Source organism: Allochromatium vinosum DSM 180 (assembly GCF_000025485.1).
GTDB lineage: Bacteria > Pseudomonadota > Gammaproteobacteria > Chromatiales > Chromatiaceae > Thermochromatium > Thermochromatium vinosum.
Map to the genome: position 1 here is coordinate 2,185,655 of NC_013851.1, position 18,799 is coordinate 2,204,453.

The 18,799-nt window shown below is 65.7% G+C and carries 20 protein-coding genes; 10 read left to right on the forward strand and 10 right to left on the reverse strand.

The annotated features are described in order from the left end of the window. Positions 1-87: 87 nt before the first annotated feature. Genes ALVIN_RS09495 through cutA form a run of 3 tightly spaced genes read right to left on the reverse strand, consistent with a single transcriptional unit; the run spans position 88 to position 3,328 of the window. Positions 88-681, reverse strand: a complete 594-nt coding sequence (locus ALVIN_RS09495) for a TlpA family protein disulfide reductase (RefSeq protein ID WP_012971106.1) — start codon at positions 679-681, stop codon at positions 88-90. Beyond that, on the reverse strand, positions 678-2,951 hold the full coding sequence (gene dsbD / locus ALVIN_RS09500) for a protein-disulfide reductase DsbD (RefSeq protein WP_148217595.1): 2,274 nt from the start codon (positions 2,949-2,951) through the stop codon (positions 678-680). The genes ALVIN_RS09495 and dsbD overlap by 4 nt, the downstream gene beginning before the upstream one ends. Positions 2,952-2,989: 38 nt before the next feature. Beyond that, positions 2,990-3,328 (reverse strand): divalent-cation tolerance protein CutA, encoded by a 339-nt coding sequence (gene cutA / locus ALVIN_RS09505; protein WP_012971108.1) that lies wholly within the window; start codon positions 3,326-3,328, stop codon positions 2,990-2,992. 159 nt (positions 3,329-3,487) lie between these two features. Between cutA and ALVIN_RS09510 the strand changes: the two genes are divergently transcribed. Next, a complete protein-coding gene (locus ALVIN_RS09510; RefSeq protein ID WP_012971109.1) occupies positions 3,488-3,916 on the forward strand; it encodes an FxsA family protein in 429 nt (142 codons plus the stop codon). Between the two features lie 23 nt (positions 3,917-3,939). Here the strand turns inward: ALVIN_RS09510 and ALVIN_RS09515 are convergent, their stop codons facing one another. Further along, on the reverse strand, positions 3,940-4,365 hold the full coding sequence (locus ALVIN_RS09515) for a PilZ domain-containing protein (protein ID WP_012971110.1): 426 nt from the start codon (positions 4,363-4,365) through the stop codon (positions 3,940-3,942). A gap of 132 nt (positions 4,366-4,497) precedes the next feature. On the opposite strand from ALVIN_RS09515, the gene ALVIN_RS09520 reads away from it, so the two are divergent. Beyond that, positions 4,498-6,045 (forward strand): J domain-containing protein, encoded by a 1,548-nt coding sequence (locus ALVIN_RS09520; protein ID WP_012971111.1) that lies wholly within the window; start codon positions 4,498-4,500, stop codon positions 6,043-6,045. A 17-nt stretch (positions 6,046-6,062) separates the two neighbouring features. Here the strand turns inward: ALVIN_RS09520 and ALVIN_RS09525 are convergent, their stop codons facing one another. Together ALVIN_RS09525 and ALVIN_RS09530 are read right to left on the reverse strand one after the other, a co-directional pair. Beyond that, a complete protein-coding gene (locus ALVIN_RS09525; RefSeq protein WP_012971112.1) occupies positions 6,063-6,374 on the reverse strand; it encodes a hypothetical protein in 312 nt (103 codons plus the stop codon). A gap of 161 nt (positions 6,375-6,535) precedes the next feature. Then, positions 6,536-7,282, reverse strand: coding sequence for an MlaA family lipoprotein (locus ALVIN_RS09530; RefSeq protein ID WP_012971113.1), 747 nt, complete (start codon positions 7,280-7,282; stop codon positions 6,536-6,538). Positions 7,283-7,405: 123 nt separating this feature from the next. Between ALVIN_RS09530 and rnt the strand changes: the two genes are divergently transcribed. Further along, on the forward strand, positions 7,406-8,086 hold the full coding sequence (gene rnt, locus ALVIN_RS09535) for a ribonuclease T (protein ID WP_012971114.1): 681 nt from the start codon (positions 7,406-7,408) through the stop codon (positions 8,084-8,086). A gap of 10 nt (positions 8,087-8,096) precedes the next feature. On the opposite strand, the gene grxD is transcribed toward rnt, so the two are convergent. Both grxD and ALVIN_RS09545 read right to left on the reverse strand, forming a co-directional pair. Further along, positions 8,097-8,426 (reverse strand): Grx4 family monothiol glutaredoxin, encoded by a 330-nt coding sequence (gene grxD, locus ALVIN_RS09540; protein WP_012971115.1) that lies wholly within the window; start codon positions 8,424-8,426, stop codon positions 8,097-8,099. 89 nt (positions 8,427-8,515) lie between these two features. Beyond that, the gene (locus ALVIN_RS09545) at positions 8,516-10,291 is read right to left on the reverse strand and encodes an N-acetylglutaminylglutamine amidotransferase (protein ID WP_012971116.1); all 1,776 of its coding nucleotides are present in this window, start codon (positions 10,289-10,291) and stop codon (positions 8,516-8,518) included. A gap of 211 nt (positions 10,292-10,502) precedes the next feature. On the opposite strand from ALVIN_RS09545, the gene ALVIN_RS09550 reads away from it, so the two are divergent. From ALVIN_RS09550 to argF, 3 genes are all read left to right on the forward strand, one after another. Beyond that, entirely contained in the window at positions 10,503-11,084 is a 582-nt protein-coding gene (locus ALVIN_RS09550) for a superoxide dismutase (protein ID WP_012971117.1), read from the forward strand. A 149-nt stretch (positions 11,085-11,233) separates the two neighbouring features. Continuing rightward, positions 11,234-12,412, forward strand: a complete 1,179-nt coding sequence (locus tag ALVIN_RS09555; RefSeq protein WP_043795594.1) for an aspartate aminotransferase family protein — start codon at positions 11,234-11,236, stop codon at positions 12,410-12,412. A gap of 27 nt (positions 12,413-12,439) precedes the next feature. Continuing rightward, the gene (gene argF, locus ALVIN_RS09560; RefSeq protein WP_012971119.1) at positions 12,440-13,360 is read left to right on the forward strand and encodes an ornithine carbamoyltransferase; all 921 of its coding nucleotides are present in this window, start codon (positions 12,440-12,442) and stop codon (positions 13,358-13,360) included. Positions 13,361-13,433: 73 nt separating this feature from the next. Here the strand turns inward: argF and ALVIN_RS09565 are convergent, their stop codons facing one another. Then, complete coding sequence (locus ALVIN_RS09565; RefSeq protein ID WP_012971120.1) at positions 13,434-13,997, reverse strand: NUDIX hydrolase; 564 nt, start codon at positions 13,995-13,997, stop codon at positions 13,434-13,436. A gap of 26 nt (positions 13,998-14,023) precedes the next feature. Then, positions 14,024-14,650 carry a microcompartments protein gene (locus tag ALVIN_RS09570; RefSeq protein ID WP_012971121.1) on the reverse strand — a complete coding sequence of 209 codons (627 nt, stop codon included), beginning with the start codon at positions 14,648-14,650 and terminating at the stop codon, positions 14,024-14,026. Positions 14,651-14,824: 174 nt separating this feature from the next. On the opposite strand from ALVIN_RS09570, the gene ilvD reads away from it, so the two are divergent. The 4 genes from ilvD to moaD are packed head-to-tail and all read left to right on the forward strand — an operon-like array spanning position 14,825 to position 18,778. Next, entirely contained in the window at positions 14,825-16,672 is a 1,848-nt protein-coding gene (ilvD, locus tag ALVIN_RS09575) for a dihydroxy-acid dehydratase (RefSeq protein WP_012971122.1), read from the forward strand. A 46-nt stretch (positions 16,673-16,718) separates the two neighbouring features. Next, complete coding sequence (gene moaB, locus ALVIN_RS09580; RefSeq protein ID WP_012971123.1) at positions 16,719-17,249, forward strand: molybdenum cofactor biosynthesis protein B; 531 nt, start codon at positions 16,719-16,721, stop codon at positions 17,247-17,249. Then, positions 17,249-18,502, forward strand: coding sequence for a molybdopterin molybdotransferase MoeA (locus tag ALVIN_RS09585; RefSeq protein WP_043795595.1), 1,254 nt, complete (start codon positions 17,249-17,251; stop codon positions 18,500-18,502). Before moaB ends, ALVIN_RS09585 begins: the two co-directional genes overlap by 1 nt. Before the next feature lie 21 nt (positions 18,503-18,523). Further along, positions 18,524-18,778, forward strand: a complete 255-nt coding sequence (moaD, locus tag ALVIN_RS09590) for a molybdopterin converting factor subunit 1 (protein ID WP_012971125.1) — start codon at positions 18,524-18,526, stop codon at positions 18,776-18,778. Positions 18,779-18,799 lie beyond the last annotated feature (21 nt).

Sequence of the window (18,799 nt, forward strand, 5' to 3'; positions counted from 1 at the left end):
AAGGATGTGCGTCATTGCCGTCCGGCCGGAATCGGCGGCAAATCGCCCCGAATTGTCCGGATTTCGCGGGATCTTGTCCAGCGAGGATCAGGGTGTGCGCGATACTCTCGGCCCTTCTCTCACGAGAAGTGGATTCAGGAGCTCGGCCAGCTCCTCGGCGCTCAGTTCGCCGATCTGGCCGTGGACACGCCGCCCATGCCGATCGAAGATCACGGTGAAGGGCAGCACCTCCAGTCGGTTGCCGAGCTGGACTGAGAATTTGAGCACCTCGGGCGTGGCGATCAAAAGCGGATAGTTGACCGGCTGCTCGGCGACGAAGGCTCGCACGTCCTCGACCTGATCGACCGCGATACCGACGAACTGTACGCCGGATTCGCGCAACCGTTCCTGGATCTCGACGAAACGCGGGATCTCGGACAGACAGGGTGGACACCAGGTCGCCCAGAAGTTGAGCACCAGCACCTTGCCAGCCCAGGCATTGCTGGCGACCTCACGCCCCTCGAGGTCGGTCAGGCGAAAGTCGGGCAGGGTCTGGAGCGACTCGGCCTGGAGCTCGAAGCGTTCAGTGTCTCTACCGCTGTCGGCGTTCTCGAACTCGACCCAGCGCTGACCGATGATGGCCGTGCCGATACTGATGCCGCCGGCGAGCGCGGTGACGAGGATGACTTTCAGGGCTTTCATGGCGCGACCTGGCGCAGATGCGCGGCGAACGGCTCGGCAGGCTTGAAGCCCACCAGACGATAGTTGGCGAGTTCCTGGCCGGTGCGATCGAAGAACAGGATCGCCGGCGGACCGGGCAGGCCAAAGCGACCCTGGATCAGGGCGCGATCCTCGTCATCGTTGGCCGTGACATCGGCCTGGAGCCGGACGAAGCGGCTCATCTCGGCGATCACGGTCGGGTCGCTGAAGGTGTAGCGCTCCATCTCCTTGCAGGACACGCACCAGTCGGCATAGAAGTCGAGCAGCACGGGTTGGCCGTTCGACTGGGCCTGTGCCAGTTCGCGCTCCAGATCGGCCACCGATTTGATGCGCTTGAAAACGACGTGCTCGGCGCTACTGGCGACGCTGCCCGTCGGCAGTAGACCCCGCAACGGCTGGAGCGTATCACGCCCACCGGCCGCCGCGCCGACCAGCATGAGCGACCCATAGATCAGCAGCGCCAGACCCAAGCCTTTCCACAGCTTGGTCCAGCCGCTCGCGCCCGGCTGGAGCTGAGTGAGCGCGCCCATATAGACCGCCGAGCAGATCAGTAGCAGCGCCCAGAGCAGCATGGCAACCGCCGGAGGCAGAATGCGTTCGAGCATCAGGATGGCCACGCCCAGCAGCGCCACGCCGAACACCGCCTTGACCGCGTCCATCCAGACTCCGGCGCGCGGCAGATAGCGACCGGCCGAGGTGCCGATGACGATCAGCGGCGCGCCCATGCCGAGACTGAGCGCGAACAGCGCCAGCCCGCCGAGCAGGGCGTCGCCGGTCTGGCTGATGTAGATCAGCGCTCCGAACAGCGGCGGCGCCACACAGGGTCCGACGATCAGCGCCGAGAGCAGACCCATGATGGCCACGCCGATCAGGGTGCCGCCCTCCTGACGGTTGCTGAGTTCGGCGAGCTTGGTTTGCAGACCGGAGGGCAGTTGCAGTTCATAGAAACCGAACATGGACAGCGCCAGCCCCACGAACACCAGGGCGAAGGCGGTCAGAATCCAGGGATTCTGGAACACCGCCTGGAGATTGGCTCCGAACAGCCCGGCCAGCACGCCGATGACCGTATAGGTCAGGGCCATCGCCAGCACATAGACCAGCGAGAGCACGAACGCCTTGCGCGTGGTCAGCCCCGCGCCCTGTCCGGCGATGATGCCCGAGAGGATCGGGATCATCGGGAAGACGCAGGGCGTGAAGGCCAGCAGCAGCCCAAAGCCGAAGAAGACGGCGATGATCACCCACAGCCCTTCGCCCGCGAGCACGGCGGCGATGCGATCCTGCTCGGAGACCGGCGGGGCGCTCTCGCTCGGACCATTGGCCGGCGAGGCCTTCTCCAGCGCCGCCATCACCGAGGCATCGGCGATCGCCGCCGGCGCTTCGGGCAGATTCAGCGCAAGCCGCTGAGTCTGCGGCGGATAGCAGATTCCGATTTCGGCGCAACCCTGATATTTGACGACCAGGGTCACGTCGGTCGGTGCCGTCGCGGCGCGTCTGAGCGGCACGGTCAGATCGAGCCGGCCCTGATAGATCCGGACATCGCCGATCGAGCCGTCGGGCAGCACCGAATCATGCTTGAGCGTCCCCGCCGGACGTTCGACGGCACCGAGCGCAACCTCGGGCGACTCGAAGAGCGCGAGTTCGACCAGATCGGCATAGAGATAGGTTCCGGGCGCGATGTCCCAGGTGAGCTGCACCAGATCCGGCGCGACGACCTCGGACTGGAAGCGGAAGGCGTGCTCGACCGCCGGGATCTCGTCCGTGCCGGCCAGCCCCTGACTGGTCGCGGTGGACGACAGCAAGGTAGCCAGACGGCTCGGTTTGGCCTCGGGTGAGGCCTGTGCCGCGACGGGCAGGATCGGCGGCAATTGGAGCGTGAAGGTTTCGCGATGCGGCGGATAGCAGAATCCGGCATCGGCGCAGCCCTGCGAGCCGACGCGCAGTGTCAGATGACTGCCGGAGTCGGGTGTGCGCGTGATGGGCAGATCGACCATGAGCCGTCCGTGATAGGTCTCGACCTCGCCGAAGAACTCATCCTGCTTGATCTCGGCCTCGGGCAGCACAGCGTTGCCGAGTGTGATGCCAGGCGTCTCGGAGTCGAACCTGATTTTGCTGCGATAGAGATAGTACCCATCGGCGGTGTCCCAGATGACGCGGACGGCTTCCGGCCCGGCCACCTCGGCGCTGACCGGAAAGGCTTGCTCCTGGGTCAGGAAGTCATCGGCCAGCGCCTGGGTACCGCCCACGGCGACCATCAGCCACAGCCAAGCCCAAGCTAAAAACCACGGTCGTTTCACGAGCCCTGCTCCACGGTGTTCACGCATTCGCTCACCCAATTCAGATAGTCGCTCGCTCCCGAGACGATGGGGAGGGCGATGATCTCCGGTACCTCGTAGGGATGCAACTGACGCAACCGCTCAGCGAGCGGCTCGACACGCGCCTCGACGGTCTTGATCAACAGCAGCACTTCGGAATCGTGCTGGATGCGCCCCTCCCAACGATAGACCGAGGTCAGGCCGGGAAGCAGATTGACACAGGCGGCCAGCCGCTCCCCGACCAGGGATTCGGCCAGACGCCGCGCCGTGTCCCCGTCGGGACAGGTGCAGAGGATCAAACGACAGTGGGTCGACATGGTTGGAACTCGATCTCGTTTGGACTTGATCTCGCCGACAGGGTAAGGTTTCCGCAAACCGTCGGGGGTCTGACGAACGCCGGCTTCTGACCGCGCCGGCCGCGATAGATTCCATCCGGCCGTCTCCGACGCCCCCTTCATCCAATGGAGAATGCCATCGTGCCGCTGCTCATCCTGCTCTTCGTCGGTCTGCCGCTGACCGAAATCTATTTTCTGATCCAGGTCGGCTCCGAGATCGGGGCCCTGCCGACCATCCTGCTCTCGATCCTGACGGCCGTCATCGGCGCCTGGCTGGTCCGCTATCAGGGCTTCGGCGTGCTGATGCGGGTGCGCGAACTGCTCGATCGGGGTGAGGTGCCGGCCATCGAGCTGATGGACGGGGCGCTCATCCTGGCCGCCGGACTCTTCCTGATCCTGCCGGGCTTCCTGACCGACAGCCTGGGCTTCCTGCTGCTGATCCCACCGCTGCGCCGACGGCTGATCGAGCGTTATATCCGGATCCAGCCCGTAAACACACAAGCGCCCGGCGAGGTCCGGACCGAGACACGGGTGCGGGTGATCGAGGGTGAGTTCCGCCGCGACGACTGAGCCGACTCCAGCCCGACCGGGGATCAGCCGCCGCCGGGGAAGCGATCGGCGTATTTCTGGATCCATTCCCGCGCCGCTTCCTCGCTGCTCAGTGAGCGTCCCTCGCATGCCAGGATCTCGTGACGATAGTGCTCGATATGACAGACCTGCTCGACCATCCGTACCCCGTAACGATCCTCGATGCCCTCGAAGCGCACCCCGACCTCGAAGACCGCTCCGTGCTGATGGCACCAGGCGACGATGCCATCGACCTCGAACACCGGATCGACGATCGGGATCTGGATATGGATGCCCGTTCCGGGCTGGATGGCCAGACGCGAGCTGAAACAGAGTCCACCCTCGCCGATGTTGCGCAGATAATCGCGCTCGTCGGCGATCACCTCGCGCAATGAATAGCGGATGGGTACGTCGGATGGATGGCGAAGGAAGCGACGTGTCTCCCCGGTCATGATCCACCTCGTCTCACGCGATCGGTCAGCCTGCCCCGATCCTGTCTCGATGAAGCCTAACAAAACACGCCTCCTCGTCCTCCACGACGAAGAGCCGCAGGTTCCATTCTCGTCACACTCCCAGCCCGATCCATGAGCCTGTCCTGGACACACCAGATCGCCAAAGCACTTGCCGGCGGACGACCGACCCCGGCACTGGAGCTGCATCTCGACGCCCTGCTCGTCTGGCTGAACAATCCGGACAATCCGCGCGTGGCCGAGCTGGAGCGGGCCATCGGGCGGCAGCGGCTCGCGCGCGATCAAGCCGGCGCGAGCGCCTACCGTCTGCTCGACCGGCAGTTCTTCCCCGACGAGGCGCCTCCCTCGCCCGCCACCCTGGGGTTTGCGCCCGGCACCGCCGCCGCGCACGCCAAGCTGCGCTATCGCCGGCTGATGCAGGTCTATCACCCGGACCGGCATCCCGAGCGTACCGCTTGGGCGACCCGTCGCACCGAACAGATCAACCGCGCCTTCGCCGCCTTCCAGCGCGGCGAGACCGGCACGACACGCGCCGGCACCCGCCAGGAGCCGGGACATCGAGACGCCGTAAAGCCATCCAGCTGGCGCCTGCCGCCGGCCTGGTTCCCGCCCGCACTCAGAGACGCGATCGCGCCGGCCTGGGTCTGGACGCACGACCGCTGGTTGGCACTCACACCGCTCCAGAAGCGAATGCTGAGCACGGCCGCCATCGTCTGCGCCCTGATACTCACGGTCGCGCTCTGGCCGCAGGAGCCGCCCCGGCTGGCTCCCCGGATCATTCACCATCCGCTCGGTGTCGAGCCGACACCCGTTCTCGCGGACGAACCGACACCTGACGAGCCGGAGCCACAGCCACCAGAGATCATCGCGACCGAGCCGGTCCCAGAGGCGGCGCCACGGCCGGCCATCATTCCACCGACGCCCGCGCCGGATGACTCACCAAGCGAGGTGCCGGTCGTCGCCTCCCGCGGAAACGCCCCGCCCGACCTGGAGTCGAGCGTCGTACCCGAGGTCTCGGATCATGAGAGATGGGCTCCGGACAAGCCCGCTCAAGCAGCATCGGAACCCAAGCCGGAACCGGCGCCAAAAACGGATACGGCGATTCCGGCGATCACCGGGGCGACGGATCTGCCGGCGGCCCCGTCCCTGAGTGCGCCCCGGCCCGACCCCATGACATCGCTCGCTCCGCACGCCGACATTCCGGCAGCGGCCACGCCCGAGCCGCCCAGGCCGCCGGCACTACCCGAGATGCCCCTGACACTGAGCACGGCTCCAGCCGTCTCGACCGCCAGTGCACCGCTCGCCACCCGCTGCCAGACCGCCGCCGAGATCCTGAGCCGTTTCCAGAGCGCCTATCAGAATGGCGCGCTCGATACGCTCATGGCGCTCTACAGCCCGCTGGCCAAGGAGAACGAGCTGGCCACCTGGTTCGCCATTCGCCAGACCTACGCCGAATGGTTCCGCACCACTTCGGCGCGGCGCATCGGCTTCGAGCAGATTCAGGTTCAGCCCATCGCCGACAGTCAGCGCTGCGCCCTCATGGCCGTGTTCCAGGTCAGCTATCTCGACCGGCAGTCGCATCTGGTGACGCAGGCCGGGATCATCGAACTGCTGCTCGAACACAAGGGGGCGGACTGGAGCATCCTCCGGGCGCGGTATTGATCCACCGGACTCAGCGATCAGGCGTATGCGTCGATACCCTGGAAGGACCGCAGATCGTCGCGCTGTTCCAGGCGTTGCGTGGCCTCATAGGCCGCCATGGCGCGCCGCCCATACCCATCGCCGGCCATAACCCTGACCGGGGCGCTATAGGGACGTCGATGCTGAGAAGACTCCTCGGTGCGCTCGGCTCGCGTCACCGGGCGCTCGGTCAGCGCCTCGGTATCGGCCCTGGTGACGGCCGGCGGAGGCACGACCGGCAGCGTCCGCTCCCAAGAGGACTCGGAAACGATCGAGTAGGAGAGCGCCGCCGGTGAACCGAGGATCTGCATCGGGAACCGTGACCAATACTGAGGCACGTCGACGGATGGAGGGGATCACCGCCGATCCGAGATCCCGCCGAGCTATCAACAGTGTAGACGGCTTGCCCGTGCAGGACATCCATCGGCAGCGAGCGCGCGCTCCGGCGCCCGGATGCCGATGGGTCGGGCGATCAGAACTCGACTTCGTCCCAGAAATCGGGTTGTGAGGTATCGGTCGGCGGATTGCCGTCGTAGACCAGACTCTGACGACGCTGGAGATAGGCGTCGCGAACGAAGCTGTAGGGATCGATGGAGGCCTCCTCGACGATCTCGGTCGCCGTCAGAAGGTCCGCGCGCCGGTCGATCACCCGTACCCCGACCAGTCCCCAGTGCACCTGATGCTTCTTGAGATTGACCAGCGGGTCCATGACGATGTCGCCCCCCATACCGATGGCATCGCGCATGGAACTCGGTCCGAGGAAGGGCGTTACCAGATAGGCGCCCGACTCCAGGCCCCAGTAGCCCAGCGTCTGCCCGAAGTCTTCCTTGTAGCTCGGCAGGCCGACGTTGGTGGCCACGTCGACGAAGCCCAGCACGCCGACGGTGGAGTTGATGAAGACGCGCCCGACATCACTGCCCGCGCGCGACATCTTGAACTGCAGGACGTTGTTCACCGCCGAGGTGACATCGGCGAGGTTGTCGAAGAAGTTGGTGATGCCGCGATCGACCGGCTCGGGCGTCACCTTCTGATAACCCCTGGCGATCGGCTGTACGAGCGCCTTGTCGAAATTCATGTTGAAGCGGAAGGTGGCCCGGTTTAAAGGCTCCAGCGGATCGCGCGGATCAAGCTCGCGATCGGGCTTGGAGGCGCACCCCAGCAAAAGCGTTGGCGCCACCAGCCAAGCCAGTGCGCGCGTCCATGATCGACCCATCACCATACCCATATACCTGGCGAATTTCCTCAATGACTGGCCGAATCCTACCACAGCGCGAAGCGGTGTCGGAGACTCACCGCTACCGAGAGCATTGGCATTCGTCGCGCGCGCACTTATGCTGTGGCGATGAGAGAACAGGAACACATCCCCAACGGCATCGCCCGGCGCTTTCGCGGCTTCCTGCCCGTAGTGGTAGACGTCGAGACCGCCGGCTTCGATGCCCAGCGCCACGCCCTGCTGGAGGTCGCGGCCGTCATCATCCGCCAGCGGTCCGACGGTCTGCTCGAACCCGCGCCGACGCTCGCCTGCCACGTGCTGCCCTTCGTCGGCTCGGAACTCGACCCGCGCGCGCTGGCCTTCAACGGCATCGATCCCCATCACCCTTTCCGTGATGCGATCTCGGAGCACGATGCACTCGAACGCATCCTCACCCCGATCCGCAAGGCGGTGAAGTCGACCGGCTGCAACCGCGCCATCCTGGTCGGACACAATGCGCACTTCGACCTGGGATTCATCAAGGCCGCCGTCGAGCGCACCGGCTACAAGCGCAATCCCTTCCATGCCTTCAGCGTCTTCGATACCGTCACGCTCGGCGGACTGATGTTCGGTCAGACCGTGCTCGCCAAGGCATCCAGGGCGGCGGGACTGCACTGGAAGCACAGCGAGGCGCACTCAGCGGCCTATGACGCCGAGCAGACCGCGCGGCTGTTCTGCGCGGTCGTCAATCGCTGGCGCGAACTCGATCCCGAGCGCTACTGGGAACGCAATTCCGAGGTGGTGGCAGGGTCGGACCAGGGGCCGGCTTGAGCACGGTCGCTCAGGCGTCGTCGGCCTTGGCGACGGCCTGCTCCATCATCGTCTTCAGCTCGCCGCTGGCGTGCAGTTCGAGCGTGATGTCACAGCCGCCCACCAGCTCACCGTCGATGTAGATCTGCGGAAAGGTCGGCCAGTCGGCAAAGCGCGGCAGATGCTCGAAGATCTCGGGGTCTTGCAGGACGTTGACATAGGCAAAGGGCACTTCGCACTGCTGAAGGGCCTGCGCGGCGCGCATGGAGAAACCGCACTGCGGAAACTGCGGCGTGCCCTTCATGTAGATCACGACCGGATTGCTCCTGACCTGCTCGCCGATGCGTTCCAAGACATCCATCACGGATTCCTCGATAGTCGTTGAATGATGCTCCTGCCCAGAGTCGGGCCTGGGCGGCGCATTTTCAAATCCTCCCGCGCGGTGCCGGCTCAATCGACGTGACGCTGGAGCCAGAGTTCCAAGAGCGCCAGATGCCAGAGCTTGTTGCCCTGGATACGGGTGTGATGCATGTCGGGCGCGGCCAGGAGCTGGTCGAGATAGCTTGGGCGATAGAGACCGCGCTCGCGGCTGGCGCGCGAGGTCAGGACGTCGCGCATCATCTCCAGGAACGGGCCGCGCACGTATTTGAGCGCCGGCATGGGGAAATAGCCCTTGGGCCGGTCGATCACGGCATCCGGCAGCAGCCCGCGAGCGAGCGCCTTGAGCGGATACTTGCCGCCCTCGCGCAGCTTGAGTTCGGGCGGACAGCGCGCGGCCAGTTCGACGAGCTGGTGATCGAGGAAGGGCACGCGCGCCTCCAGCCCCCAGGCCATGGTCATGTTGTCGACGCGCTTGACCGGATCGTCGACGATGAGGGTGGTCACATCCAGCCGCAGCACGGCATCCATGAAGGTGTCGGCGTCCGGCTCGGCCAGACGCTCGGCGATCAGGGCCGAAGTATGGTCCTCACCGGCACAGGACGCCCCAATCATCCGTAGATATTCGTCGTGATCGCGGTCGAAATAGTGCTTGGCAAAGCGTTCCAGCGGCGAGCCGGTCGTCTCGGCCATCATGCGCGGATACCAGAAATAGCCGCCGAACACCTCATCGGCGCCCTGCCCTGACTGCACGACCTTGATCTCGCGCGAGACCTGTTCGGCGAGCAGATAGAAGGCGACCGCGTCCTGACCGAACATCGGCTCGGCCATGGCGCCGATCGCCTCGGGCAGTCGGGTCAGCACCTGGTCGTTGGGCACCAGGAATTTATGGTGCCGCGTGCCGTAGCGTTCGACCACCAGGTCCGAGTATTCGAATTCGCTGCCGGCCTCCTCGGGCGTGTCCTCGAAACCGACCGAGAAGGTGCGCAGATCCGCGACTCCGGCCGCGGCGAGCAGGGCCACCAGCAGACTGGAGTCCAGCCCGCCCGAGAGCAGCACTCCGACCGGGACGTCCGCAACCTCGCTGCGGATCTTGACCGCGTGACGCAGGGCGGCATGGATGGACTCCAGCCATTCCCCCTCCGACAGCGGCGACTCGGGACGCCGGGCGGCGAGACGCCAATACGCCTGCTCGGTGCGACGGCCATCGGCCTTGATCAACAACCAATGCCCAGGTGCCAGCTTGCGCACCCCCTGGAGGATGGTGCGCGGGGCCGGAACCACGGCATGGAGCGTGAAGAGATTGTGCAGCGCAACCGGATCGATCCGCGTATCCACGCCGCCAGCGGCCAGCAGCGCCTGTGGATTGGACGCAAAACGCAGGACGCGCCCCGACTCCGACCAGTAGAGCGGTTTGATGCCGAAGCGGTCGCGCGCCAGGAACAGCGAGCGCCGGCCGGCGTCCCAGACGGCGAAGGCGAACATGCCGTGCAGCCGCTCGACGCAGCCCGTCCCCCAGGCGTGCCAGGCCTTGAGGATGACTTCGCTGTCGCCCTCGGAAAAGAAGCGATAGCCCTTGGCCTCCAGTTCGCGCCGCAACGCGCGGTAGTTGTAGATGGTGCCGTTGAAGACCAGCGCCAGCCCCAGTTCGGCGTCGACCAGCGGCTGATTGGAGCGCACCGACAGATCGATGATCGCCAGCCGCCGATGTCCGAAGGCCAGCGCCCCGTCACTGTAGCTGCCGCCATGATCCGGGCCGCGCCGCGTCAATTCGGCCATCATGTGCCCGATCGCGTCCAGATCGGCCGGTGCACCATCGAGTCGCAGCTCGCCACAAATACCGCACATTGGAAGTCTTCTCCCGCCAGGTGATCAGATGACTATCGCCAAGAGGATAGCCGAATCGCCGGCGGGGATGGTTGCAAAAACGGCGAGTCGGCCGCATGGTGACGATGCATTCATCCTGGATGGCCGTGCTGCTGATGCCGTTCACGCGAACGATCCGGCTCAGCCCTCCAAACCCAAGATCCCACGCTAAAACGCAGGAGACTCGACGATCATGACGCACGAACTACCCGCCCTGCCCTATGAGAAGAACGCCCTGGAGCCGGTGATCTCGGCCGAGACCATCGAGTACCACTACGGCAAGCATCATCAGACCTATGTCACCAATCTCAACAACCTGATCCAGGATACCGAGTTCGCCGACATGAGCCTGGAGGACATTGTCCTGAAGTCCTCGGGCGGCATCTTCAACAACGCCGCGCAGGTCTGGAACCATACTTTCTACTGGAACTGTCTCAGCCCCAACGGCGGCGGCGCCCCGAGCGGTGCGCTGGCGGCGGCGATCGACGCCAAGTTCGGTTCCTTCGATGAATTCAAGAAGCAGTTCGCCCAGTCGGCCGCCACCAACTTCGGCTCGGGCTGGACCTGGCTGGTCAAGAACGCCGACGGCTCGATCGAGATCTTCAACACCTCCAACGCCGGCACCCCCATGACCTCGGGCAAGACCGCGCTCCTGACCGTCGACGTCTGGGAACACGCCTACTACATCGACTATCGCAACGCCCGTCCCAAGTACCTCGAAAGCATCTGGGACAAGGTGAACTGGGAGTTCGTCGCCGCCAACTATAGCGCCTGAACCAGGCGAATCGATGCCGCGATCCTTGTCAAGCATATAAATATCGCGTTATATTCGCCCACTTCGCCTTATACACAGAGGCGGTTTCCCATGCGGGGTAACCGCCTTTTTTATTTTCATTCTGAAAGCTCGATCGGGGTCTTTGCGCCATGAGCGAACCCTTGATGGCCACCTACAATCGCCTGCCCGTCACCTTCGACCGGGGTGAGGGCGTCTGGCTCTGGGACACCAACGGCAAGCGCTATCTGGATGCGCTGTCCGGGATCGCCGTGTGCGGACTCGGCCACGCCCATCCGGCCGTGCGCGATGCACTCTGCGAACAGGCCGGGCGGCTGATCCATACCTCCAACATCTACGGCGTCGCCGAGCAGGAACGCCTGGGCGCGCTCCTGACCGAGCAGGCCGGGATGGATCGCGTCTTCTTCGCCAATTCGGGCGCAGAGGCCAACGAAGCGGCGATCAAGCTGGCCCGGCTCCACGCCCATCGGCGCGGCATCGAGAACCCGGCGATCCTGGTTGCCGAGCACAGTTTCCACGGCCGCACCCTGGCCACGCTCTCGGCCACCGGCAACCGCAAGGTCCAGGCCGGGTTCGAGCCGCTGGTCCAGGGCTTCGTGCGCGTGCCCTATGACGATCTGGACGCCATCGAAACGGCGGCAACCAACCGGCCCAACATCGTTGCGATCCTGATCGAGCCGATCCAGGGCGAAGGCGGCATCCGGCTTCCGTCCGACGACTATCTGGTCCGGCTGCGCGAGATCTGCGACCGCTCGGGCTGGCTGCTGATGCTCGACGAGATCCAGACCGGCATGGGCCGCACCGGGCGGCTGTTCGCCTTCCAGCACGCAGGCATCCAGCCGGATGTGGTCACGCTCGCCAAGGGGCTGGGCAACGGGATGCCGATCGGCGCCTGTCTGGCGCGCGGCGCGGCGGCCGAGGTGTTCTCGCCCGGCTCGCACGGATCGACCTTCGGCGGCAATCCGCTCGCCTGTCGCGTTGGGCGCGCGGTGCTGGAGACCCTGATCGACGAGAATCTGACCGAGAACGCCGCCGCCCAGGGCGCCTATCTGCTCGATTCGCTGCGTGCGGCACTGGGTGAGACCCATGGTCTGGTCGAGATCCGTGGACGCGGCCTCATGGTCGGGATCGAACTCGACCGTCCCTGCGGCGAACTCGTCGGCCGGGCGCTCGACGCCGGACTCCTGATCAATGTCACCGCCGAGCGGGTGATCCGGCTGCTGCCGCCGCTGATCATCGACCGCGCCCAGATCGATGAACTGGTCGCCACCCTCACCGGACTCATCCACGGCTTTTTGGGCGACGCCTGAAGACGACCCCGCGAGAGACATCCTCCGATGGCCACCCAACAGACAGACTGCCGGCACTTCCTCTCATTGCTCGATCTGAGCCTGGACGAGGCCCGAGCGCTGATTGCGCGTGCCACCGAACTCAAGCGGATGCGTGCCGCCGGTCAGGACTTCAAGCCGCTCGCCGGCCGCACCCTGGCGATGATCTTCGAGAAGTCATCGACCCGCACCCGTGTCTCCTTCGAGGCCGGCATGGTCCAGCTCGGCGGTCATGCACTCTTTCTCTCGCCGCGCGACACCCAGCTCGGGCGCGGTGAGCCGATCGAGGACAGCGCGCGGGTCATCTCGCGCATGGTCGATGCGGTCATGATCCGCACCTTCGAGCAGAAGACGGTGGAGGTGTTCGCCGCCCATTCGCGCGTCCCGGTGATCAATGGTCTGACCGACCGCTGTCATCCCTGCCAGATGCTCGCCGATCTCCAGACCTTCCACGAGCATCGCGGCGACATCCAGGGCAAGCGCGTGGTCTGGATCGGCGACGGCAACAACATGTGCCATTCCTTCATGGAAGCGGCGCAACTGTTCGACTTCGAGCTGCGCGTGGCCTGTCCCGAGGGTTTCGAGCCGGACGCCGACCTGCTGGCCGCTTGCGGCGACCGCTGCACGATCCTGCGCGACCCGCGCGAGGCTGCCGAGGGCGCACATCTGATCGCCACCGACGTCTGGGCCAGCATGGGTCAGGAAGAGGAACAGGAACGGCGTCAGGCGGCGTTCGCCAGCTATCAGGTCACGGATGCCATCATGGATCAGGCCAGCAACGACGTCCTCTTCATGCACTGTCTGCCGGCTCATCGCGGCGAGGAAGTCGCCGCCTCGGTCATCGACGGCCCGCGCTCGGTGGTCTGGGACGAAGCCGAGAACCGGCTCCATGCCCAGAAGGCGCTGCTCGAATTCCTGATCCCGCACTGAAAACTGACTGTCGGCCGGCGCCACGCACGATCGAGGTCCTGTGGCGTAGCGGTATGGGAGCAGGCGCTCGCGCCTACTGACGATGCGGATTCTTCAGCCGGCGGGTCTTGTCCACCATGCGATGGGTGGAAAGGTTGTTGTTGTAGCGCGGCACCAGATGCAGCGGAACCCAGACGACATCGTGTGACTCGTCGTTGCCTGGGATGGGCAGACGGTCGTCGATCTCGATCAGAAAACGCACATCGTAGTGGACATGGCGCGGACCATGTTCGCTGGCGGGAATGGTGTGGATGTCGAGATCGAAGATACCCTCGCTGAGCAGGCGGATCTGCTCGGGTGCGATGCCGGTCTCTTCGCGTGTCTCGCGCAGGGCGACGCGGCGGATGTCGGCGTCGCCGTCGGCGTGGCCGCCGGGCTGGAACCATTGCGAGTGCTTCTTGTGATGCAGCATCAGCACTCGGTCCCGGCCCGGACTCACCACCCAGGCGGAGCCGGTGACATGGCCGGGCAGCCGTTCCGAGTGGAAACAGTCTTCGTGGTCACGCACGAAGCTCTTCGTGCGCTCGAGATAGCCGGCCTCGGTCATGACCTGGGGCTCGTAAGCTTCCAGCAGACCCAACAACTCGTTGCGGTGCATGTCTCTCTACCCGGCTCTCTGCACACCTAATGCGTGCCGCGCGGACTCGCCACGGCCGCGATGGCGGCGGCGGCCGCCTCGTCGATATCGGTCTCGCTGCCGGCCAGGGTCAGGCGGCCAAAAGCGCCGATGGCCTTGACATCGATCAGGGTGATGCGGGCCGCCTTCTCGGCCTGATTGGCCGCATAGGTGATATAGCCGGCCGGCTCGGTCTCCAGAATGAACATACTCTGGCCCGGCAGGATCATGGAGCCGCGTCGCTCCTGGCGATTGATCAGGACAGTGTGGTCCGGGGTCATGCCGCGGATGATCTCCGACCACTGCACCCGACAGGGTTGGCGGTCGTCCTGCCTAGCCTGCATGCTGTTGAGGATGAGGCGTCCGGCCTCGATGACATCGCTCTGGTCGCGCTGGTGGATGACCATGGAGCCGTAGGCGCGCTCCACCACCTGCTGGGCCAGATGCACCCGAGTGGACTTGAGGGCCGCGTCGGTGAGGCGATGCACGGCCATGCCGGGCGAGACCTCGAGCCACAGGCAGGCATCGCCGGGAACCGGCAGAAACCCCTGGGAGACCGTGGCGATATAGGCGGCCAACTGCGGTTGCAGCGAGTCGATGAAGGTATAGGTGCGCAGCGAGATCTTTGGGGTCATGCGAATGGACTCGGCTCTTGGCGGGGCGTGTCGCGCGCCTCGAACGGGATATTACCTTGGCCGACTCAAAAACTGTCAAGCCCTGGCAATGATCACGGACCCAAAGTGTTCAAGGATTGCGGCTGGCGGCGATATACTGAGCGACTTCGATCAGTCCCGAGGTCATCTAAGCTCATGCCCCAGTATCGCTCCAGAACCAGCACCCATGGCCGCAACATGGCCGGCGCACGCGCCCTGTGGCGCGCCACCGGCATGACCGACGCCGATTTCGACAAACCCATCATCGCCGTCGTCAACTCCTTCACCCAGTTCGTCCCCGGTCATGTGCATCTGAAGGATCTGGGCCAGCTGGTCGCGCGTGAGATCGAGGCCGCCGGCGGCGTGGCCAAGGAGTTCAACACCATCGCCATCGACGACGGCATCGCCATGGGCCACAACGGGATGCTCTACTCCCTGCCCTCGCGCGAGATCATCGCCGATTCGGTCGAATACATGGTCAATGCCCATTGCGCCGATGCCATGGTCTGCATCTCCAACTGCGACAAGATCACGCCCGGAATGCTGATGGCCGCGCTGCGTCTGAACATCCCGGCGGTGTTCGTCTCGGGCGGGCCGATGGAAGCGGGCAAGGTGCAACGCGCCGGGGGCGAGGTGCATCTGGATCTGGTCGATGCCATGATCGCCGCCGCCAACCCCAACGAGAGCGATGCCGACGTCGACCGGATCGAGCGCTCGGCCTGTCCGACCTGCGGTTCCTGCTCGGGCATGTTCACCGCCAACTCGATGAACTGTCTGACCGAGGCGCTGGGTCTGAGTCTGCCGGGCAACGGTTCGCTGCTGGCCACCCATGCCAAGCGCCGCGAGTTGTTCCTCGAAGCCGGACGGCTGATCGTGGAGCTGGCGCGCCGCTATTACGAACAGGACGACGCGCGCGTGCTGCCGCGTTCGATCGCCAATTTCGCCGCCTTCGAGAACGCCATGAGTCTCGACATCGCCATGGGCGGCTCGACCAACACCGTGCTGCATCTGCTGGCTGCCGCGCGTGAGGCCGAGGTCGCGTTCACCATGACCGACATCGACCGTCTGAGCCGCAAGGTACCGAATCTGTGCAAGGTCGCTCCGGCGACGCAGAAGTACCACATGGAGGACGTGCACCGCGCCGGTGGCGTGCTGGCGATTTTGGGCGAACTGGAGCGTGCCGGACTGCTCCATACCGACACCTGTACCGTGCACAGCCCGACCCTGGGCGAGGCACTGGCGCGCTGGGACATCGGGCGCAGTCAGGACAGCGAAGCGCACGCGCGTTTCCGCGCCGCGCCCGGCGGCATCCCGACTCAGGTCGCCTTCAGCCAGGACGCCCAGTGGCCCGAGCTGGATCTGGACCGCACTGCCGGCTGTATCCGCGACCGCGAACATGCCTACAGCCAGGACGGGGGGCTTGCGGTGCTGTTCGGCAATCTGGCCGAGGACGGCTGTATCGTCAAGACCGCTGGCGTCGATGCCGAGATCCTGAGCTTCAGCGGCCCGGCGCGCATCTTCGAGAGCCAGGAAGACGCCGTCTCCGCGATCCTGACCGACCGCATCCAGCCCGGCGACATCGTCGTCATCCGCTATGAAGGCCCCAAGGGCGGTCCTGGGATGCAGGAGATGCTCTACCCGACCAGCTATCTCAAGTCCAAGGGACTGGGCAAGGTCTGCGCGCTCATCACCGACGGGCGGTTCTCGGGCGGCACGTCGGGCCTGTCGATCGGCCACGTCTCGCCGGAAGCCGCCGAGGGCGGGCTCATCGGCCTGGTCGAGGACGGCGACCGCATCGAGATCGACATTCCCAATCGGCGCATCCATCTTGCGGTCAGTGATGAGCAGATCGCGGCGCGCCGTCAGGCGATGGAGGCCAAGGGGGCGAATGCCTGGCAGCCGGTGTCGCGTCAGCGCGTGGTCTCGAGCGCACTCAAAGCCTATGCCGCCATGACCACCAGCGCGGCCAATGGCGCGGTGCGCGACGTCAGCCAACTGCGCTGAGGCTGACGACCATCCGGGACACTCACCTCCATTGAGGAAACCGACAATGAGCGCGCATTTCACCGAGCAGCCATTCCGCCCGCTGCGACTGGCGATCCTGACCGTCTCGGACAGTCGGGACGAAGCCGGCGACACCTCCGGTCGGCTGTTGCGCGAGCGCGCCGAGGCGGCTGGACACGCGGTCGTCGCGCGAGAGATCGTCCGCGACGACGTCTACCAGTTGCGCGCGGTCTTCTCGCGCTGGATCGCCGATCCCGAGATCGAGGTGATCCTGAGCACGGGCGGCACCGGCGTGACCGGACGCGACAGCACGCCCGAGGCCATCGCCCCGCTGCTCGACAAGCAGGTCGAGGGCTTCGGCGAGCTGTTCCGTCAGGTCTCGTTCGAGGAGATCGGCGCTTCGACGCTCCAGTCGCGCACGCTCGGCGGGCTGGCCAACGGCACCTTCGTCTTCTGTCTGCCCGGCTCGACCGGAGCCTGCCGCACGGCTTGGGAGCGCATCCTCCAGCCCCAACTGGACATCCGCACCCGGCCCTGCAATTTCGCTCAACTCATTCCGCGTCTGCTCGAACGATGATGGATCGATCCAACGACTGTGCGCCGGTTGCGGCCGGTGGCAAGACTCTGACCAAGGACGAGGCCGTCGCCTTTCTGACGGCGCGCGTCTCGCCCATCGACGGCACCGAGACCCTGGCGCTCGACGCGGCGCTCGGGCGCGTATTGGCCGAGCCGGTCATGAGTCCCATCGACGTGCCGGGCTGGGACAACAGCGCCATGGACGGTTATGCCATCCGGCACGCCGATCTGGCCGCGCACGAGGGTCGGCTGCCGGTCGCTCAGCGCATCCCGGCCGGTGCGGTCGGCGAACCGCTGGCACCCGGCACGGCGGCACGGATCTTCACCGGCGCGCCCGTGCCCGAGGGAGCGGATACGGTGGTCGTGCAGGAGGTGTGCGAAGCGTCCGACGGACAGGTGCGCATTCCGCTCGACGTCAAGGCCGGCGCCAACGTCCGCCGCGCGGGCGAAGACATTCGTACCGGCGCCGAGGTCATCGCGGCCGGGACGCGGCTGTTGCCGGCGCATCTGGGTCTGGCGGCCTCGGTCGGCGTGGCTCGACTGGTGGTGCGTCGTCGTCTGCGCGTGGCGATGCTCTCCAGCGGCGACGAGCTGGTGTTGCCCGGCGAACCGCTGGGGCCGGGCCAGATCTATAATTCCAATCGCTCCATGCTCATGGGGCTGTTGCAGTCCTGGGGTTGCGAAGTCGTGGAGCTCGGGATCGTTGCCGACGATCTCGAATCGACCGTCGCGGCCATGGCGCGGGGCGCACGCGAGGCGGATCTGATCATCGCCAGCGGCGGGGTCTCGGTCGGCGAGGAGGATCACATCAAGCCTGCCGTCGAGCGACTCGGTCGGCTCGAACTCCATCAGGTGAAGATTCGTCCCGGCAAGCCGCTCGCCTTCGGTGAGGTCCAGGGCACGCCGCTGCTCGGCTGTCCCGGCAATCCGGTCTCGCTGTTCGTCACCGCCGTGCTGTTCGCGCGACCGCTGATCCGGCGGATGCAGGGTATCGCGGGCGAGCTGGATGTGCGTCCGCTCCGGATCCGTGCCGGATTCGACTGGCCGCGCCCGGACAAGCGGCTCGAATTCCAGCGCGCACGCCTGGAACGCGGGGCCGATGGCGAGCTGGAGGTCGCCGTCTACCCCAGCCGCTCATCGGCGGTGCTGTCCTCGGTCGCCTGGGCCGATGGCCTGGTCCAGCTTCAGCCGGGGCGGGTCGTCGAGCGCGGCGATCCGGTCGAGTTCCTGCCGTTCGGCGAGCTGTTGCACTGATCTGGAGACCCGGAACGCGCCATGATTCGGATACGCTATTTCGCCCGTCTGCGCGAACGGCTCGACACCAGCGAAGAACAGATTGAATGGTCGAGGGATACCGCGACTGTCGCCGCGCTGCGCCGGCATCTGTGTGCACGCGGCGGCGTCTGGGCCGAAGCGCTCAGCGGTTTGGAAACCGTGCTGGCGGCGGTCGAACAGGAACTGGCACGCCCCGAGACGCCGATCCTGGACGGACAGGAAGTCGCCTTCTTCCCACCGGTCACGGGCGGCTGAAACGGCTGACTGATTCTCACG

Excerpts from the sequence above, each read along its gene's own strand:
- ilvD (WP_012971122.1), top strand. The coding sequence starts at position 14,825 with ATGCCCCAGTATCGCTCCAGAACCAGCACCCATGGCCGCAACATGGCC.
- rnt (WP_012971114.1), top strand. The coding sequence starts at position 7,406 with ATGAGAGAACAGGAACACATCCCCAACGGCATCGCCCGGCGCTTTCGC.
- ALVIN_RS09515 (WP_012971110.1), bottom strand. The coding sequence starts at position 4,365 with ATGACCGGGGAGACACGTCGCTTCCTTCGCCATCCATCCGACGTACCC.
- ALVIN_RS09530 (WP_012971113.1), bottom strand. The coding sequence starts at position 7,282 with ATGGTGATGGGTCGATCATGGACGCGCGCACTGGCTTGGCTGGTGGCG.
- ALVIN_RS09550 (WP_012971117.1), top strand. The coding sequence starts at position 10,503 with ATGACGCACGAACTACCCGCCCTGCCCTATGAGAAGAACGCCCTGGAG.
- ALVIN_RS09565 (WP_012971120.1), bottom strand. The coding sequence starts at position 13,997 with ATGCACCGCAACGAGTTGTTGGGTCTGCTGGAAGCTTACGAGCCCCAG.
- moaD (WP_012971125.1), top strand. The coding sequence starts at position 18,524 with ATGATTCGGATACGCTATTTCGCCCGTCTGCGCGAACGGCTCGACACC.
- ALVIN_RS09495 (WP_012971106.1), bottom strand. The coding sequence starts at position 681 with ATGAAAGCCCTGAAAGTCATCCTCGTCACCGCGCTCGCCGGCGGCATC.
- ALVIN_RS09520 (WP_012971111.1), top strand. The coding sequence starts at position 4,498 with ATGAGCCTGTCCTGGACACACCAGATCGCCAAAGCACTTGCCGGCGGA.
- ALVIN_RS09525 (WP_012971112.1), bottom strand. The coding sequence starts at position 6,374 with ATGCAGATCCTCGGTTCACCGGCGGCGCTCTCCTACTCGATCGTTTCC.
- ALVIN_RS09555 (WP_043795594.1), top strand. The coding sequence starts at position 11,234 with ATGAGCGAACCCTTGATGGCCACCTACAATCGCCTGCCCGTCACCTTC.
- cutA (WP_012971108.1), bottom strand. The coding sequence starts at position 3,328 with ATGTCGACCCACTGTCGTTTGATCCTCTGCACCTGTCCCGACGGGGAC.
- dsbD (WP_148217595.1), bottom strand. The coding sequence starts at position 2,951 with ATGGTCGCCGTGGGCGGTACCCAGGCGCTGGCCGATGACTTCCTGACC.
- ALVIN_RS09545 (WP_012971116.1), bottom strand. The coding sequence starts at position 10,291 with ATGTGCGGTATTTGTGGCGAGCTGCGACTCGATGGTGCACCGGCCGAT.
- ALVIN_RS09570 (WP_012971121.1), bottom strand. The coding sequence starts at position 14,650 with ATGACCCCAAAGATCTCGCTGCGCACCTATACCTTCATCGACTCGCTG.
- moaB (WP_012971123.1), top strand. The coding sequence starts at position 16,719 with ATGAGCGCGCATTTCACCGAGCAGCCATTCCGCCCGCTGCGACTGGCG.
- ALVIN_RS09585 (WP_043795595.1), top strand. The coding sequence starts at position 17,249 with ATGGATCGATCCAACGACTGTGCGCCGGTTGCGGCCGGTGGCAAGACT.
- grxD (WP_012971115.1), bottom strand. The coding sequence starts at position 8,426 with ATGGATGTCTTGGAACGCATCGGCGAGCAGGTCAGGAGCAATCCGGTC.
- argF (WP_012971119.1), top strand. The coding sequence starts at position 12,440 with ATGGCCACCCAACAGACAGACTGCCGGCACTTCCTCTCATTGCTCGAT.